The organism is Mycobacterium sp. PO1 (genome assembly GCF_017312405.1).
Classification (GTDB): domain Bacteria; phylum Actinomycetota; class Actinomycetes; order Mycobacteriales; family Mycobacteriaceae; genus Mycobacterium.
The window spans coordinates 1-15,966 of record NZ_BLTG01000025.1 but is presented as its reverse complement, the minus strand read 5'-3'; the positions used below and the strand labels follow the sequence as shown (position 1 = coordinate 15,966).

Annotated in this window: 16 protein-coding genes and 2 tRNA genes; 5 read left to right on the top strand and 13 right to left on the bottom strand. The window is 67.9% G+C overall.

Translation table 11 applies throughout. The annotated features are described in order from the left end of the window. Positions 1 to 25 precede the first annotated feature (25 nt). Positions 26 to 1,237 carry an amino acid ABC transporter substrate-binding protein gene (locus tag J3476_RS11600; protein ID WP_207066631.1) on the bottom strand — a complete coding sequence of 404 codons (1,212 nt, stop codon included), beginning with the start codon at positions 1,235 to 1,237 and terminating at the stop codon, positions 26 to 28. 275 nt (positions 1,238 to 1,512) lie between these two features. Here J3476_RS11600 and J3476_RS11595 point away from each other — a divergent pair, with 275 nt between their 5' ends. Both J3476_RS11595 and J3476_RS11590 read left to right on the top strand, forming a co-directional pair. Further along, entirely contained in the window at positions 1,513 to 3,030 is a 1,518-nt protein-coding gene (locus J3476_RS11595; RefSeq protein ID WP_207066630.1) for an aldehyde dehydrogenase family protein, read from the top strand. 36 nt (positions 3,031 to 3,066) lie between these two features. Then, positions 3,067 to 4,194 (top strand): MFS transporter, encoded by a 1,128-nt coding sequence (locus tag J3476_RS11590; RefSeq protein ID WP_207066629.1) that lies wholly within the window; start codon positions 3,067 to 3,069, stop codon positions 4,192 to 4,194. Positions 4,195 to 4,205: 11 nt separating this feature from the next. Here J3476_RS11590 and J3476_RS11585 read toward each other — a convergent pair whose 3' ends face one another. Together J3476_RS11585 and J3476_RS11580 are read right to left on the bottom strand one after the other, a co-directional pair. Next, entirely contained in the window at positions 4,206 to 5,108 is a 903-nt protein-coding gene (locus J3476_RS11585) for a hypothetical protein (RefSeq protein ID WP_207066628.1), read from the bottom strand. A gap of 62 nt (positions 5,109 to 5,170) precedes the next feature. Further along, positions 5,171 to 6,190, bottom strand: a complete 1,020-nt coding sequence (locus J3476_RS11580; RefSeq protein ID WP_207066627.1) for a LacI family DNA-binding transcriptional regulator — start codon at positions 6,188 to 6,190, stop codon at positions 5,171 to 5,173. A gap of 205 nt (positions 6,191 to 6,395) precedes the next feature. On the opposite strand from J3476_RS11580, the gene J3476_RS11575 reads away from it, so the two are divergent. Continuing rightward, on the top strand, positions 6,396 to 7,580 hold the full coding sequence (locus J3476_RS11575) for a pyridoxal phosphate-dependent aminotransferase (RefSeq protein ID WP_207066626.1): 1,185 nt from the start codon (positions 6,396 to 6,398) through the stop codon (positions 7,578 to 7,580). Here the strand turns inward: J3476_RS11575 and J3476_RS11570 are convergent. The 3 genes from J3476_RS11570 to J3476_RS11560 form a co-directional block, all read right to left on the bottom strand. Then, positions 7,577 to 8,017 carry an SRPBCC family protein gene (locus tag J3476_RS11570; protein WP_207066625.1) on the bottom strand — a complete coding sequence of 147 codons (441 nt, stop codon included), beginning with the start codon at positions 8,015 to 8,017 and terminating at the stop codon, positions 7,577 to 7,579. The two genes, J3476_RS11575 and J3476_RS11570, sit on opposite strands and share 4 nt — an antisense overlap. A gap of 67 nt (positions 8,018 to 8,084) precedes the next feature. After that, positions 8,085 to 9,161 (bottom strand): CaiB/BaiF CoA-transferase family protein, encoded by a 1,077-nt coding sequence (locus J3476_RS11565; protein ID WP_207066624.1) that lies wholly within the window; start codon positions 9,159 to 9,161, stop codon positions 8,085 to 8,087. Continuing rightward, the gene (locus J3476_RS11560; RefSeq protein WP_207066623.1) at positions 9,158 to 9,598 is read right to left on the bottom strand and encodes an SRPBCC family protein; all 441 of its coding nucleotides are present in this window, start codon (positions 9,596 to 9,598) and stop codon (positions 9,158 to 9,160) included. Before J3476_RS11560 ends, J3476_RS11565 begins: the two co-directional genes overlap by 4 nt. A gap of 82 nt (positions 9,599 to 9,680) precedes the next feature. On the opposite strand from J3476_RS11560, the gene J3476_RS11555 reads away from it, so the two are divergent. Continuing rightward, positions 9,681 to 10,046, top strand: coding sequence for a UBP-type zinc finger domain-containing protein (locus J3476_RS11555; protein WP_207066622.1), 366 nt, complete (start codon positions 9,681 to 9,683; stop codon positions 10,044 to 10,046). 33 nt (positions 10,047 to 10,079) lie between these two features. Then, entirely contained in the window at positions 10,080 to 10,229 is a 150-nt protein-coding gene (locus J3476_RS11550; RefSeq protein WP_207066621.1) for a hypothetical protein, read from the top strand. Between the two features lie 55 nt (positions 10,230 to 10,284). Here the strand turns inward: J3476_RS11550 and J3476_RS11545 are convergent, their stop codons facing one another. The 7 genes from J3476_RS11545 to J3476_RS11515 all read right to left on the bottom strand — a co-directional run bounded on the left by J3476_RS11545 (position 10,285) and on the right by J3476_RS11515 (position 15,871). Continuing rightward, a complete protein-coding gene (locus tag J3476_RS11545; RefSeq protein WP_207066620.1) occupies positions 10,285 to 11,730 on the bottom strand; it encodes a hypothetical protein in 1,446 nt (481 codons plus the stop codon). Positions 11,731 to 12,261: 531 nt separating this feature from the next. Continuing rightward, positions 12,262 to 13,821 (bottom strand): NAD(P)/FAD-dependent oxidoreductase, encoded by a 1,560-nt coding sequence (locus J3476_RS11540; RefSeq protein WP_207066619.1) that lies wholly within the window; start codon positions 13,819 to 13,821, stop codon positions 12,262 to 12,264. A 72-nt stretch (positions 13,822 to 13,893) separates the two neighbouring features. After that, on the bottom strand, positions 13,894 to 14,499 hold the full coding sequence (locus tag J3476_RS11535; RefSeq protein ID WP_207066618.1) for a TetR/AcrR family transcriptional regulator: 606 nt from the start codon (positions 14,497 to 14,499) through the stop codon (positions 13,894 to 13,896). A gap of 19 nt (positions 14,500 to 14,518) precedes the next feature. After that, positions 14,519 to 15,091 carry a TetR/AcrR family transcriptional regulator gene (locus J3476_RS11530; protein WP_152518708.1) on the bottom strand — a complete coding sequence of 191 codons (573 nt, stop codon included), beginning with the start codon at positions 15,089 to 15,091 and terminating at the stop codon, positions 14,519 to 14,521. Positions 15,092 to 15,112: 21 nt separating this feature from the next. Beyond that, positions 15,113 to 15,676 (bottom strand): chorismate mutase, encoded by a 564-nt coding sequence (locus J3476_RS11525; RefSeq protein WP_207066617.1) that lies wholly within the window; start codon positions 15,674 to 15,676, stop codon positions 15,113 to 15,115. A 4-nt stretch (positions 15,677 to 15,680) separates the two neighbouring features. Beyond that, positions 15,681 to 15,754: transfer RNA gene (locus J3476_RS11520), tRNA-Phe, on the bottom strand. A gap of 40 nt (positions 15,755 to 15,794) precedes the next feature. Further along, positions 15,795 to 15,871 (bottom strand) — tRNA-Asp (locus J3476_RS11515). Positions 15,872 to 15,966: the final 95 nt, after the last annotated feature.

Here is a 15,966-nt window from a genome sequence, read left to right as displayed (position 1 = left end):
CACTGGGGACGGACGCCCGACCGGCTCAGATGTCTCCGCCGTGCCAGCGCATGATCTTGTCCGAGGTGGCCACATCGGTCGGCAACACGACCTCCGATACCCCGCCCTGCCACTGTCCGACCAGGAAGTCGCCCCGCGGACTGCCGTCGGGATTCCAGCTGAGGTTCCCCAGCAGGGTCTCAACACTGTTGCCGCGCAGCCAGTCCGCCAGAGCCGCCTGGTCGTCCAGGGAACCGACAGCGGTGACGGCGGCGGCCAGCACCTGACCGGCCGCGAATCCGTCAGCGGCATCCTCGGGGGGCAGCTGGTCGAACTTGTCCTGGTAGCGCTTGACGAACTCGGCGTTGTCCGGGGTGTCGGCAAGTGGGCTGTAACTCATCGAGAAGAACACACCCTCGGCGTTCTGCGGTCCGACCGCGTCGAGGTACTGCTGACCGTAGGTGGGTGAGCTGCTCTGATAGAGGATGGAGGGCTCGTAGTTCGCCCGGTTCATCGACCGGATCATGTTGACCCCGTCTTCGAATTGTGCTCCCTGAACCACGATTTCAGCTCCGGCGTCGCGCATTGCGTTGACCACGGAGTCGAAGTTCTTCGTCGTCGCGGGGTACTGGTCCTTGTAGACGGTCTCGACTCCGGCGGCCGAGAGGATCTTCTCGGCACCCTCCACGACAGGTCCGGTGAACGGATCGTCGAGCGCGGGGTAGGCGGCGGTCTTGGGCCGCTGCTCCGGCGGTAGTGCGGCGATCCACTCAGCGAACACCTTGGCCTGATCGGTGGCGATGGCCTGCTGAGAGAAGAAGATGTAGGAGAAGCCGCGGTTGAACATGTCCGGCGACCCGCAGGACGGGCAGACGAACAGCATCTTGTTCTTCTCAGCGATTGCCGAGGCGGGGATGTTGAGCAGTGACGACTGACTACCCAGCAGCAGGTCGACCTTGTCCTGCGCGATCAGGTTGTTGTAGTTGCTGACCGCGGTCTCCTGCTGGGTGGCGTCGTCCTTGACGATGATCTCCACCGGCTTACCGAGCAGACCGCCGGCCTCGTTGGTCATCTCCACCCAGGTTTCGTATCCACGCTGGGTGTCCAGACCGCCCTGGCTGAACTCACCGGTCAGCGGCAACGAGGCCCCGATCCGGATGGTGTCGCCATCTCCGCCGCCGTCGGCAGAACATGCCGATGCGGTCAGCGCGATCGCCGCAGCTGCGGCGATCGCGCGAAAAGCAGTGGTGAAACGCATGTCCAACCTCTCTGTCAGACCGATTGCCCCGACGCGACCCTCACTGTAATGCAGGTCATATGCAATCGATTGCAGTGAATAGTCACACAGCAGGTATCCGGTGTCAACACCTTCATTCACAAGCACGCATGGGTCCGGTGTCTAGCTGCAGGCGTTTTCCTGGAGAGGGTGTCAGCCCTGGTGGCCCGGGCTTCCCGGCCGCAGCCCTCGGCGCTATAGTCATTCGCAATCGATTGCAGCGCCGCGTCGGCCTGCCTGACAGTCACGGAGTGCTCATGACGATGATCGACAGCGCGACGGCCGACTCCACTTCCGCTTCTGCGACCCGCGCCGTATGGGGTGCGTTCATCGACGGTGCGTTCGTCGCGGCCGGGGACCTTTCCACGTTCGAGGTCACCGAACCCGCCACCGGCGCGCCGCTGGCCACGGTCGCCTCGGCCGACGATGCGCTCGTCCACCGGGCGGTCGAATCGGCCCGCGCCGCGCTCCCGGCCTGGCGCGCGCTGACCGGCCGGCAACGCGGGGCCTACCTCAAACAGGTCGCCGAACGCATCCGGGCGCACGCCGACGAACTGGCCGCGCTGGTGTCGCGGGAGAACGGCAAGCCCAAACGTGATGCCCTGGCCAACGACGTCGCGTTCAGTTCCAACTGCTTCGAGTTCTTCGCCGGACTCGGCGAAAGCCTGCCCGGCGAGATCATCGACCAGGGACCGATCGAGACGCGGGTGATCTACGAACCCTACGGCGTGGTGGCGGCCATCCTGCCGTTCAACTGGCCGCCCATCCACTTCGCCAAGAAGGGTGCTCCGGCGTTGATCACCGGCAACACCGTGGTGATCAAACCCGGCGAGCAGGCGCCGTTGACGGTGCTGCGCCTGGTCGAGATCGCCAACGAGGTGCTGCCCCCCGGCGTACTCAACGCGGTGGCCGGCCTGTCCGCCGGTGCCGCGCTCGCCGGCCACCCCGGGGTCGAGCGCATCAGTTTCACCGGCGCGACGGCCACCGGCCGCGCGGTGCTGCAGACCGCGGCGCAGAATCTGACCTACGCGACCATGGAGCTCGGCGGCAAGAACGCGCTGATCGTGTTCCCCGACGCCGACATCGATCTCGCCGTCACCGTCGCGATCGAGGCGATGTTCTACAACCAGGGCGAGGCGTGCACGTCGACCGCACGCATCCTGCTTCACGACGACATCTACGACCGCTTCGTCGAGCGCTTCGTCGCCGCGGCATGCGCGCTGGTCGTCGGCGACGGCCTGGACCCGCGCACCGATGTGGGCCCGATGGTCGACGCCAGACACCGGGACCGGGTGCTGGGTTATCTGCAGACCGCACTCGACGAGGGTGCCCGAATCGTCGGACAGGGAACGGTTCCCACCGAGGGGCGGTACCGGGACGGATACTGGGTGCCGCCCACTGTTCTGGTCGATGTGGCACCCGATTCCACTGCCGGACAGGAAGAGATCTTCGGACCGATTGCGCTCATCATGCGCTACGCGACGATCGACGAGGCCGTCGAGATTGCCAACGGCACCGACTACGGACTGACCGCGGCGATGATCACCCGGGACGAGGCGGCCGCGTGGCACATCGCGCAGCGACTCGAAGCCGGGATGATCTTCGTGAACAACTACATGCGCCGCTCGTTTCTGGGTTCCCCGTTCGGCGGCCAGAAGGGCAGCGGTTTCGGTCGGGAGAACGCCGCCGAGACCCTGCATGAGTTCGTCCGCTCCAAATCCGTGCGATTCCGCTCCGGACGCGCGGAGGTTCCGGTGTGGCCGCCTCGTGGATGATCTGGATCATTCCGGTGCGCCGCTGAGCACCCGGCGATGATTCTGGTCATCGCCGCGTTCGTGTCGATGATCGACCGCTCGGTGATGCCGCCGCTGGTGCCGGTGATCGCTGCCGACCTCGGATCCCCCGTCGACGGGATCGGCCTGTCCCTGACGGTGTATGCGATCAGCTACGCCGCGCTGCAACTGGGGTGGGCCACGCTGGCGGCCCGCTTCGGCCGGGTCCGGATTCTTCTGGCCTCCACGGTGATCGGCGGGATCGCGAACCTCGCTACGGCATTCGCCTACGACGCGCTGACCTACAGCGTGACCCGGGGACTGGCCGGGGCCGCCTTCTCGGCGACCATCACCACCGTGCTCATCTACTACGGCGACTCGCTGCCCATCAGGCAACGCGCGGTCGCCACCGCGAATCTCGCCGCCGCGATCTCGCTCGGCTTGGCGGCGGGAACCGTGGGGGCCGGCGCCATCGCCCAGTGGTGGGGCTGGCGGTGGGTGTACGTTGCGGTCGCGGTCGCCGCGTTGCTCCTGATCGCCGGTCTGGTCCGGCTCGAGGAACCCGCCGGCGCCGCCAGGGAGCGGCTCCTGCCCTCACTGCGCCGGCTCGCGCGCAACCGGTGGGCTATCGCGATCCTGGTCCTCACCGTCATCGAGGGCGCGCTGCTGATCGGGGTGTTCAACTACCTCGCCGTCGCACTGCAGGCGACCGGCGCCAGCGTGCTGGTCGCCGGTGCTGCCACGGCAGCCTTCGGCGCGGCGGTGGTCACGGTCAGCCAGCTGATGAGGTTGGTGCTGGGACGGTGGTCTGCCTGGATGCTCCTGCTGCTCGCCGGGCTGGCCATCATCGCCGCCTATATCGCTGTCGCCGTCCGCATCTCGCTGCCCACCGTGCTGGCTGCCGCGATACTGCTCGGCCTGGCCTGGGCGCTGGGCCACACCACGATGCAGACCTGGATGACCGACGCGGTGGCAGACGGGCGGGCGATCGGGATGTCCTTTTTCTCCATCTCGTTGTTCGTCGGGGCGTCGCTGGGTGCAGGTGCGGGAAACCTGGCCGCCGGCACCCACCGATTCGAGCTGTTGTTCGCGCTGACGACGGTCGCGGCGGTGGGTTATGCGGCCGCAACCACCGTGGCCCGGTCGAGATACGTCCTGCGGGAATGACCGGGCGACACTCAGGCGACCAGCACCGCCGAGCGCACGATTTCGTCGAATCGTTGTGTCAGGCCGTCCAATTCAGCGACAGGTAGGAACCGTCTGCGCAGCTCGACCAGGGTCTCCAACGCCGAGGCCGGCACCGTGGCGTCGTCGACCAGGCCCCGATCCGGGTCACTCAGCACCACCACGTGCTCGGCCGCGTCGGCGGGGTCCAGCCGGAGCAGCCGGGCCGCGGATTCACCAGCCTGCCCGGACAACTCGCCGGTGCGGATCGCTGCGGCCGTCTCGGCCAACACCCCGGCGAGCCTGTCCACCGCGGCGGATCCCGGCGCCTGGCGCATCCGCGCCAGCACCGTACCCAGGTAGGGCCCGAGCATCGTCACGTCGGCCAGCAGCACGGCTCCGCCGGAACGCGCCACGAACTCGTTGCCGGCGTTGAGCACCGTGAGTTCACAGTCACCGGCATTCAGTGCAGCGGCCCGCTTGGGCGTCGAGCCGAGCGCGACGACGTCGACGTCATCCCGGTGCACCCCCAATTCTTCGAGCAGCGCGTAGGCGACGAACGCGAAGCCCGAGGTCGGCACGTCGACACCCAGCCGGCGCCCGCGGAGCCGTTCGGGTGCGCCGAACCCGGCACGCCCTGCGAGCACCAGGCCCAGACCGCGGTCGACGCCGGCCACCACCTCCACATCGAGCAACTGCCCCAACGGGTTCGACGGCAGGAAGCGATAGGCGAGCGCGTTGTCGGGACTGGTGAACACTGCGTCGTAGGTTCCGCGGGCCAGGGCCTGGAACTGCGCCGGCGAGGACGGCACCGCGACATCGGTCACCGTCAAGCCTGCGGCCGCCAGTCGGCCCGTCGTCGTGGCGACGTCGAGCAGCACCGACGGACTGAACACGCCCAGGGTCAGATGATCCACCACACACCTTCGCAATCGATTGCAGCGATCCTAGCGGAACCGGCCGAACCGGGTTTCACCGGTCAGCTGCGGAAGGGACCCGTGGATCCCCGGACCACCAGCGACACCGGCAGGGTCAGCGTCGCCGCTTCCTGCTCGCCCGCCTCGATGCCACGCAGCAACAGCCGGGCGGCCTCAGCGCCGATCTCCCGCAGCGGCATCCGCACCGTGGTCAGCGGGGGCCAGAAGTCACCGGCGAACGGCATGTCGTTGAAACCCACCACCGACACCTCGTCGGGGCAGCGCAGCCCCTGTACGCGCAACCGCCGAATCAGGCCCAGCGCCACCAGGTCATTGCCGGCGACCAGCGCGCTCGGCGCAACACCGTTGTCGGACAACAACTTTTCGGCCGCCTCGAAGCCGGCGTCCGTGCTCAGCGCAGTGGCATAGATCGTGTCGTGCTCGACGCCGGCCCGGGTAGCCGCCGCCTCGAACGCCTCGGCGCGGGTGCGGGTCGTGGAGAAGTTCGGCGGTCCGGCCACGTGGATGATCCGCGGGTGGCCCAGTTCGACGAGATGGGTGACCGCCAACTCGATTCCGCGGGCGTTGTCACCGGAGACCAGCGGGTAGCGCCCGACGCCCGAGTCGCGGTTGACCAGCACCACCGGAACATCGGCGGTGGCGGCCTCCTCGACCACCGGCTGGTCGTCGAGCCTGCCGGTGGCCAGGATGAATCCGTCGACCCTGCGCTGGAGAAGCGATTCGAAAGCCGACACTTCCACCTCGTCGTGCGAATCGGTGTTCGCGATGAGCACGGTGTAACCCTGCGCCTGCAACACGTGCTCGATACCGCGGATGATCGGCGGGAAGATCGGGTTCATCAGATCGGGGATGATCACGCCGATGGTCATCGACTTGCTGGTGCGCAGTCCGCGCGCCATCGCGTTGGGCACATAGCCGAGTTGACGGGCTGCCCGCTTGACCCGCTTGAGAGTTTCGGCGTTGACCTGGTCGCGGGTCTGGGCGTTGAGCGCCCGTGACACCGTCGCCTTGTGGACCTCGGCCAGGCGAGCCACGTCGTCGATGGTCACTCGTCGTGGCATGTACCGCGCTCCCCTGCCTCCCTGAAACGGCCCCCGAGCATTCGACTCCGGTTGACCGCCTGCCCTGAATGCTAGCGCCCAACCAATGCAATCGTTCGCAAGCGGGCGTCGCAACGGGGGTGACGCCGTCGGCCGCCCCGAAAGCGTTGGCGGGTTTGCACCGGTCGGCGACTGGGCCCCACGGCGAAGCAATAGGCTCCGACTCATGACGGTCGAACGCCTGAAGCCCTACGCGGTGACCATTTTCGCCGAGATGTCGGCACTGGCGGCCCGGATAGGAGCGGTGAATCTCGGCCAGGGCTTCCCCGACGAAGACGGCCCCGCCGCCATGCTCAGCGCTGCTCAGCGCGCCATCGCCGACGGTGTGAACCAGTATCCGCCCGGCCTTGGTATCCCCGAACTGCGCCAGGCCATCGCCGAGCAGCGCAGCCGGCGCCACGGCACGCAGTACGACCCGGACACCGAGGTGCTCGTCACGGTCGGCGCCACCGAGGCGATCGCGGCATCGGTGCTCGGCCTGGTCGAACCGGGCTCCGAGGTGTTGCTCGTCGAACCGTTCTACGACTCCTACTCACCGGTGATCGCCATGGCCGGATGCCACCGGCGTGCCGTTCCCATGCGCGCCGCCGGTGGCGGGTTCGCCATCGATGTCGAAGGCCTCCGGGCCGCGATCGGCCCCAAGACCCGGGCGCTGATCGTCAACTCGCCGCACAACCCCACCGGCATGGTCGCCGGCGACGACGAACTCCGCGCGCTGGCCGCCCTCGCCGTCGAGGCCGACCTTCTCGTCATCGCCGACGAGGTGTACGAACACCTCGTCTTCACCGATCCCCCGGGCCGTCGTCACCTTCCGCTGGCCAATTACCCGGGCATGGCCGAGCGGACCATCACCATCTCCAGCGCGGCGAAGATGTTCAACGTCACCGGCTGGAAGATCGGGTGGGCCTGCGGCCCAGCCGATCTCATCGCCGGTGTGCGCGCGGCCAAGCAGTATCTGAGTTACGTGGGCGGAGCGCCGTTCCAGCCTGCCGTGGCGCTGGCGCTCTCCACCGAGGACGCGTGGGTACAGGCGTTGTGCGCGTCGCTGCAGACTCGGCGAGACAGGCTGTCCGCCGCACTCACCGACATCGGGTTCGACGTGCACGACAGTTCCGGCACCTACTTCCTGTGTGCCGACCCGCGCCCGCTCGGCTACCACGACAGCACCGCGTTCTGCGCCGACCTTCCGCAGCGCGTCGGAGTCGCCGCGATCCCGATGACGGCGTTCTGCGATCCGGCCGCCGCTCATGCCGAGCAATGGAAACACCTGGTGCGCTTCGCATTCTGCAAACGCGACGACACCCTCGACGAAGCGATCCGACGACTGCAGGCTCTGCGTCCCGCAGGTTAGGCGGTGCCGCTGAGCACTCGCCGGCGCAGTTCCTCGAGCGCGACATCGAGCACCATCTTCTTGGCCTTCTTGACCAGAAAATGCGGTAGCGGCGCCGCCAGATCGAGGATGAGGTCGAACCGCACGCGGGTGCGGTCCTCCCCCTCCGGGGTCAGGTTGTACTCGCCGTGCTGGCCGCGCTGCTGGAAGGTCTGTTCGGCGTCCCACACCACCCACCGCTCACCCCAGTGGTATTCGAGGACTTCCTTGTCGGTGACGCCCATGATCTTCAACGTCGCCCGGACATGATGCGGTCTGCCGTCGGGATGGCGATCGAGCACCTCGGCGTCCTTGTGCAGCGTCGACCAGGACGACACCGCATCGATGTCGGCGAGCGCATCCAGGATCGCCTCCGGCGGGGCCTCGATCACCACTTCCCTGGATGCCCGAACCGCCATACCGGCAAATCCTAGCCATCGCGGCAGCCTCGCGCACCGGTTTGTGCAGCTAACCCCGATGCGCCGCTCACCACCCGATGGCGTCGGTGGGCGTCGCCTGTGCCGGCGGGGCACCCACCGCAGGGGCCGGGGTCCGGCCGAAGCGGGGCGCCGGAGCCGCCTGGTCGACACCGCCGTGGGTCACGATGGTGCCTCGTGCGCGCAGATGGTCGCCGGCGGCAGCCTCGGTCCAGGTGAGTACCGGCGTCACGCAGGCGTCACGCCCGGCGAAGATCGCGACCCACTCGTCGCGCGATCGGGTCGCGATCCGACGCGCGAAGATCTCGTACAGGGCCGGCCACGACGAACGGTCCATCTGCGGCGGCAGTCCGGCGTCGGCCAGCCCGAGGCCGTCGACGAGCTCGGCGTAGAACTGCGGTTCGATGGCGCCGACCGCGACATACCGGCCGTCGGCGGTCTCATAGGTTCGGTAGAACGGTGCCGCTCCGTCCAGCAGAAACGACTCGCGTTCGTCGGCCAGCGTCCCGAGGGCCTTCATCGTCCACGCGATCTGGGACAGGAGGCTGACACCGTCGACCATGGCGGCGTCGACGACCTGCCCCCGGCCGGAGCGTTCACGCTCGTAGAGCGCGGTCGTGATGCCGATCAACGCAAGCATCGAGCCGCCTCCGAAGTCGGCGACCAGGTTCAGCGGGGGAACCGGGGGGCGGTCGCGGTAACCGATGGCCGACAGTGCCCCGGTCATCGACAGGTAGTTGATGTCGTGGCCCGCCGAGCGCGCGAGCGGGCCGTGCTGTCCCCAGCCGGTGATACGGGCGAAGATCAGCCTGGGGTTGACCGCCGCGCAGTCGTCGGGCCCGATGCCCAGCCGCTCACAGGTGCCGGGTCGGAAACCGTCGATGAGGACGTCGGCCTTGCCGATCAGGTCGAGCAGTGTCGCGGCGTCGGTCTTGAGATCGAGGTCGACGACGCGTTTTCCGCGGTGCAGCAGATCCGCGTCCTCGGCGGGCATCTGCAGGCCGCCCGGGCGACGGACCCGCACCACGTCGGCGCCCAGGTCGGCCAGCATCATGCCGGTGTGCGGCCCCGGCCCGATTCCGCCGAGCTCGATGACCCGGACGTCGGCCAGCGGACCCCGGTTCACCCCTTGGCGACCTTGAGGACCTGCTTGCGAAGTCCCTCGGTGGCGGTCTCCACGCCACCTTTCATCGTGCGTTTCAGGATGAACCCAGGCATCGGCACCGACAGGTCGATCGCGATGTCGAAGCGCACGCGGGTCTTGTCGCCCTCCGGGGTCAACGTGTACCCGGCGTCCTGGGCCTTGAGCTGACTGGCGGATACGAGCGTCCAGGTGACCTCGTTGTCGCCCCAGGTGTACTCGATCACCTGTTCGTCGGTCAGCCCCGCCGCCTTGACGGTCATCTTCACCTGCTTGGGCCTGCCGTTGTCATAGCTCTCGAGGATCTCCGCCTTCTGGTACTGCGGCGACCAGGTCGGGGTGGCCTCGACGTCGGCGATGACGTCGAGAATCTGTTCCGGTGACGCTTCGATCACGACCTCACGAGAATCCTTGGTTGCCATGGCGCGACGATAGACCACGGCGACATCGGTGTGGTTCGAGTTCACCCGACTGGGCGCCGTTGCGGCGATTACGCTTCGAATCGTGAGCCACGCGGTTGATCCCACGATCCCCCCGAGCGGCACGGGCTGTGTCGAATGCGAGGCCGCCGGCGGGTGGTGGGTGCACCTGCGGCGCTGCGCCGGGTGCGGTCACATCGGCTGTTGCGACGACTCGCCCTCACGGCACGCGTCCGCACACTGGCGCAGCACGGGGCATCCGGTCATCCGGTCCTTCGAACCGGGCGAGGACTGGTACTGGAACTACGACCGCGACGAGTACTACGTCCGACCCGACGGCACTGCCGACCTGGCGGCCCCACTGAGTCACCCGGCCGGACAGTCGGTGCCGGGGCCGCGGGAGCGGGTGCCCAAGGACTGGATGGCGCAGTTGCAGCGGCGCCGCGACTGAATGAACGGCGGCCCGCCGGGGTAATCCTGCGTCGTGACCAGAGACAAGCCCCAGACCACCGAGACCGACGCCGGCGCCACCGAGGCCGACGACGACGTGATCAGCGATCCCTCGAAGGGTGCCGAAGAAGGCGCCGACTGGGCCGACGAGGGCGGCGCCACCCCCAGCGGTCCGGCGACCTGACGTCAACAGCGCTCGGCCCCCTCGCCGGGCGAGGGGGCCGAGCGGTGTGCGTGAACTAGTCGGAGTCGCCCGATCCTCCATCGGACTCCGAACCGCTGCCGGTATCAGACCCGCCCGAGTCCGAACCAGTCGAATCCGCGTCGGCGTCCCCCGATTCACCGTCCTCCGAACCGGATTCATCGTCGCCGGCGTCACTGCCGCCCTCGTCGCCGGTGACGTCACCTTCGTCGGAGCCGTCCTCGGACGCCGCGGCATCAGCGTCGAGGCCCTCCTCCAATGCTGCGGCATCGTCGGAGCTCTCGGTCTCGTCGGCGAGGTCCTCGTCGGCCCCGGTCGACTCCGCAGAGCCTTCCGTCGGCTCGGCGGTACCTTCGCCACTCTCCTCGGACACCTCCTCGGTGCCGATCGCCGAAGATTCGTCCACGACCTCGCCCTGGGCGTCGGACGCCTCGCCCTCAGCGCCCGCGGCGACCTCTGCGGTCTCTTCGGTCACCGACGCGTTGACCGCGTCCACCGCGCCGCCGTCTCCGTCGGCGTCCTCCGAGGCGGCACCGGAATCAGCGGCCTGCTCGTCGTCTGTCTGCACGCTGGCCAACACCGCCGTGGGAACATCCGCCGGCCCGTTGGCCGCCGCTGCTGAGCCCTCCTCTTCGGGGGTGATGGCCGCCGCGATGGCCCTGGGCAGCGTCACGACGAGGGCATGGACCAGACCGTCTTCGGAGAACAGTCCGGGAAACACACTTCCCGCCAGATTCGTGTAGCCGTTGAGTACCGCACCGACGACGGCAGCAGGGATGTTGATGACCGCGTTGAGCGCCGCGCCGACGTCGCCGTCGCCCAGCGCATCGAAGGTCTCCTGGAGGCTGTCGCCGAATGCGTTGACCGGCGCCAACACCGTACCGAGCGCGCCCAGCGCGATGGGCAGCACGGTATTCGGATCGGTGACCGTCTTGACGACGTTCGCGAAGTTCTGCGCCATGGTGCCCGGGATGTCCAGCAGACCGCTTGACAGCACCGGGAAGGCGACGCTGATCACCGGCGCCAGGAACAGGGCCTGGGTCGCGGTTTCGATGGCACCCGCGATGTTGCCCGAGCTCAGTTGTTCGGCGGCGGTCTGGAGCTGGGCGCCCAACCCGAAGGCATTGTCCGGGGAGAGGTATTCCAGAAAGCCTCCGACGGCCCCGGTCGCCGCAGAGACCACCGCCTCACCGTTGCTGAGCTGGTTCAGGATGAACTGGCGGAGGATGGGTGCCGGATCTGACAACACCTCCTCGCCGAGCGAAGCCACGTTGCCATACGCAGAGGAGACCACCTCTGCCCACGCGGCGAGGGGGTTGACCGTGGTTGCGAGCTGCACGTTCGCGGTCGACACAGAAAACGCGGTATGGGTGTCCGTGCCGGGAGGGCTCAGCGGCGCGGCAACCATCGGCGAAATGGCGATGACGCTTGCTCCTGCCAGCGCAACACCCGAGGTGAGGTAGGACTTCGCAGCACGGTTCATCTTGTCTCCTTTACCCGAACGTGATCTGTGCCACGGCTGAACCTACTCCCGAGTAAGCCGATTTGTGATGGGAACGTCAATTTATTCTCGCGGTGCGTAAATCGAATAAATGCCTGCTCAGAGCCACTGATACGTAGGGCTAATTTGCTATCCAGATCTTTTGGATAGGCCGATTATTGGGTGTCGGCAATTTCGCGCCCCCAGGCCCTTTGTGAGTCACACCAACGCGGTCGTCCGTAGGATTTAACTTCGCTAAAACATGGCGCGCACTGCCACTTTGTCGAGCGCACAGCTTTGAATACAACTTGCCGGACTTTGCCATTGGGCAGTGGCGCGCACGCCGAACGCTGTGCGCCCGGCGCGCGCGCACCGAAGCCGGGGCAAACCCTCACCAAGACCGGACAGGGGTTTGCTGGCTCCTCAGCGTGGCCGACCCGCAGAACCGCCGCATTCTTCACCGGTCGACAGAAGACTCGTGTCGTCGATATAGCTGACAATCTCCGCAACCCGGCGCTGCGGGCATCCAGGCGCTCAGCCGCGGTCGGCGAGCACCTGTTGGACGGCGTTGTAGCCAGGGATGAACGTGATGCCCGGGCCACCGTGGCACCCCGCGCTGCCCAGATAGAGCCCCTGCGTGGGTATCGGCTGATCGACATAACCCTTCGGCCCGGGCCGGTTCGGACCCATCTGCTCGGGGTGGATCAGACCGTGGCAGTAGTCGCCGCCGGGCGCACCGAACATCGTTCCCATGTGTTTGGGCGTGAAGGTGGTGTGCCGCAGGATCCGGCTCTCGAAGTCCGGTGCGAGCCGGGTGATCTTCTCGATGACCCGGCGCCCCATCTCGGACTTCATCTCGCCGTAGTTCAGGTCTCCCCCGATCGGAAACCAGAGCGAGAACGCCGACACCGCATGCTTTCCCGCGGGTGCGAGGCCGGGGTCATTGGCCGAGGGGATCTGTAGTGCAATCGCCGGATCGGCGGGCACCACACCGCGAGAGGAATCCTCCCACTGCTTCTGCAGATCCTCGGGTGTGGTGAAGATGCCGATCGCTGACTGGTAGTCGGGGTCGTTGAGCACCTCGTAGGGCTCGGCGAAGGTGGGGGGCCCGTCGAGGGCGAAGTGCATCTGCAGATAGCTACCGCGATGATCGATGTGGGAGAAGCGTTCCCGGATATCGCCGGGCACGGCGTTCGCGTCGATCAGACCGTTGACGGTGAGGTCCGGGGCGACGGTGGAGACCACGATGGGAGCGCGCACCGTGGACCCGTCCTCGGTGCGCACCCCGGCGACTCGGCCGTCGGCGACCAGGATCTCCTCCACCTTGGTGCGCAGGCGCAGCTCGCCGCCGGCCGCGGTGAACATCTGCAGCAGGTGGTCGGTCACCGCGCCCATGCCGCCGTGGAACTTCTTGATCAGGGTCGCGTTCTCGTCGGGAACTGCGAGCCCGAACGCGAGCGCCGCAGCGCTGCCGGGGGTGGCCGGTCCGCGGTAGGTGGTGTTGACCGCCAGGAACGCCAGCATGCCGCGCAGCGCGCCGTGCTTCTCCTTGTCGGGCAGATACCGGTCGAGGACGTCGGTGACCGAGCCGAACAGCATGTCGGTGATGGCCTGGCGTTCGAATTCGTTTGTCGCGCAGGCATACATCTCGTCGAGCGACTTGGGCGGCTGCGCGGCGTCGAAGCGGCCCAGCGCCCGCGTGGGCGCCTGACACCAGGCCATCAGCCCGGCCATGCCGTTGACGGCGTCGGCGCCGTGTACCTCGTTGAGATGGTTGAGCAGCTTCATCGGGTCGGTGTAGTAGATCACCGGGTCGTCGCCGACTCCCCGCAACTGCACCGACATCACCTCGAGGTCGACGGTGGGCAGCTCCCCCAGTCCGAGCGCGTCGCTGACGACGGCCGAGGTGGGCACCTGCACCGAGCCGGCGATCTCGAAGCGGAACCCCTCGAACAACTCGACGGTGGAGGCCATTCCGCCGGCGTAGAGCTTGGCATCGAGACACAGGGTGCGCAGCCCGGCCTGCTGCAGCAACGCCGCGGCGGTCAGGCCGTTGTGCCCGGCACCCACGACGATGGCGTCGAAGTCCGTCATCGCCTGAGGCTGACACGGCGACGGATGTTTTGTCAATATTGACGAAACTTGCTCGGTGGGACCGGGCGGGGTCTAGAGGTGTTCGTCGATGCCGGTGCGCAGGAGTTGCAACGCGTGGCGGCAGAGGCGGTCGAGTTCGGGCAGCGAACGATCCTGACCGAGCATCCACACCTCCATCGCCCCGAACACCGCCGCGGCGATGCAGCGCGCGGTCACCGTGATGTGCATGCGCGCCCCGGTGCCGGGCGCGGGCGGATCGGCTCCGGCGAGGTGCTCTTCGATCGCCTCGGCGAAGTCGGCCTCGACCTGGCGGATGTGCCGGACGATACGGCCGGCGTCGAGTTCCCGCGCGCGCATCGCGGCGATCTCGGTGACTGCCCAGCCGTCGTAGGGCGACGCCATGATCGCCGACTGCACCGATTCGATGATCGACTCCTCGGGTGCCCGCGCCGCCAGCGCGGCCCGGAACCAGTGCAGCCCCGCGTCGTAGTCGGCGAACAGCAGATCATGCTTGGACGCGAAGTGCCGGTAGAACGTGCGCAGTGACACGCCGGCATCGGCGGCGATCTGCTCGGCAGAGGTGTCCTCGACGCCTTGGGCCAGGAACCGCACCACCGCGGCCCGTCGCAGCGCCTCACGCGTGCGCTCGCTGCGCGCCGTCTGAGCAGGCCGGACCATGCTGCGTAAGGTACCGCCCTCAGTGGGGATGCGGACTCAGCAGCGCGATGGAGGCGTCGACGGCCTCCTCGGTGACGTCGCCCATCCGCCCGCCTTCCTCGACGGTGATGGCGGTCAACTCCCGCAAACCGCCCAGCAGCATGATGCTGCGCCGCCGCGACACCGGTCCGATGCCGGCGGCGCGGAACTCGTCGGTGGCACCGAGCGCGCCCACCATGTCGATGAAGTGGTCCATCGCGTCGCGTTGGAGTCCGCGTGCTGCCGCACCCAGCGCCGGCACGTCACGGATCCAGCTCAGCATCAGCGCCGAACGCGCCTCGGCGGACGAGATCCACGCCTCGACGGCCTGGCGGACCTGCTTCTGCCAGGGAGCGCTCGGATCGACCGCCCGCGAGATCTGGTTGATCTGATCGGCGTTGGCCTCGGAGAGCAGCGCGACGAAACACGCTTCCTTGCTATCGAAGTGTTCGTAGAAGGTGCGGCGCGAGGTTCTGGCCCGGCGCACGATGTCGGCGACGGTCGTCTTGGCATAGCCGTCGTCGGCGATGGACGCCTCCAGAGCATCGAGCAGGCGCTGGCGGAAGTCGTTCATGGCACGCCCATGATCCCACGCCTACGGGCAGTAGCTGCGGGTGGCGAAGCCCAGGGCCTGCCGGTAGAGATCGTCCAGGCCGCGGGCCTGGGCCACCGCGTCGGTGGCGGCGCTCAGATCGGCACGGCACGACGGAGCGTGCAAGGCGGGCCACTGCCCGGCCATCTCGGCGACCATCTCGCGGTTCAGCGCGTCGATCGTGGCACGCGAGGCTGCCAGATCGGGTGCGTCGGCGGGAGCCGTGGCCGGATCGAGCTTCCAGCCGGCGAGCCGGGCGTACTCCACAGCGACGGTCGCGTCGATCTGGTCACGGAACGCGGTGGTGACGTAGGCCGGGTCGATCCGCTGCGTGCGCGCCTCCTCGGCGACGGCGTCGAGCACCTGCTGCTCGCGCACCGGGTCCTGGATCAGTCCGCCGTCGTGCAGCTTGGCGGCCGCGACGGGGTCGGCGATCTGCAGGCGTTCGGCGGCGGCGTCCACCAGGGGGAGCAACGGATTCTGCGGCTGCGCTGCTGCGACCGGGGCAAGTAACAGAGCCAGGCCGAGGGCCAGGCTGGCGAGGGTGGAGACGATCCGCAGACTCATCGAGTGGCCAGGGCCGGGATCGAACCGGCGACCTTCCGCTTTTCAGGCGGACGCTCGTACCAACTGAGCTACCTGGCCGGACGGCACCGATCACTCGCTACCGAGTGCCTCGCCGCAATGGCGACCCTGACGGGACTCGAACCCGCGACCTCCGCCGTGACAGGGCGGCGCGCTAACCAACTGCGCCACAGGGCCTTACTGTGCGACTTCCGTCGAAACGGTCGCCGCGCGTACCCCCTACGGGATTCGAACCCGCGCTACCGCCTTGAAAGGGCGGCGTCCTAGGCCGC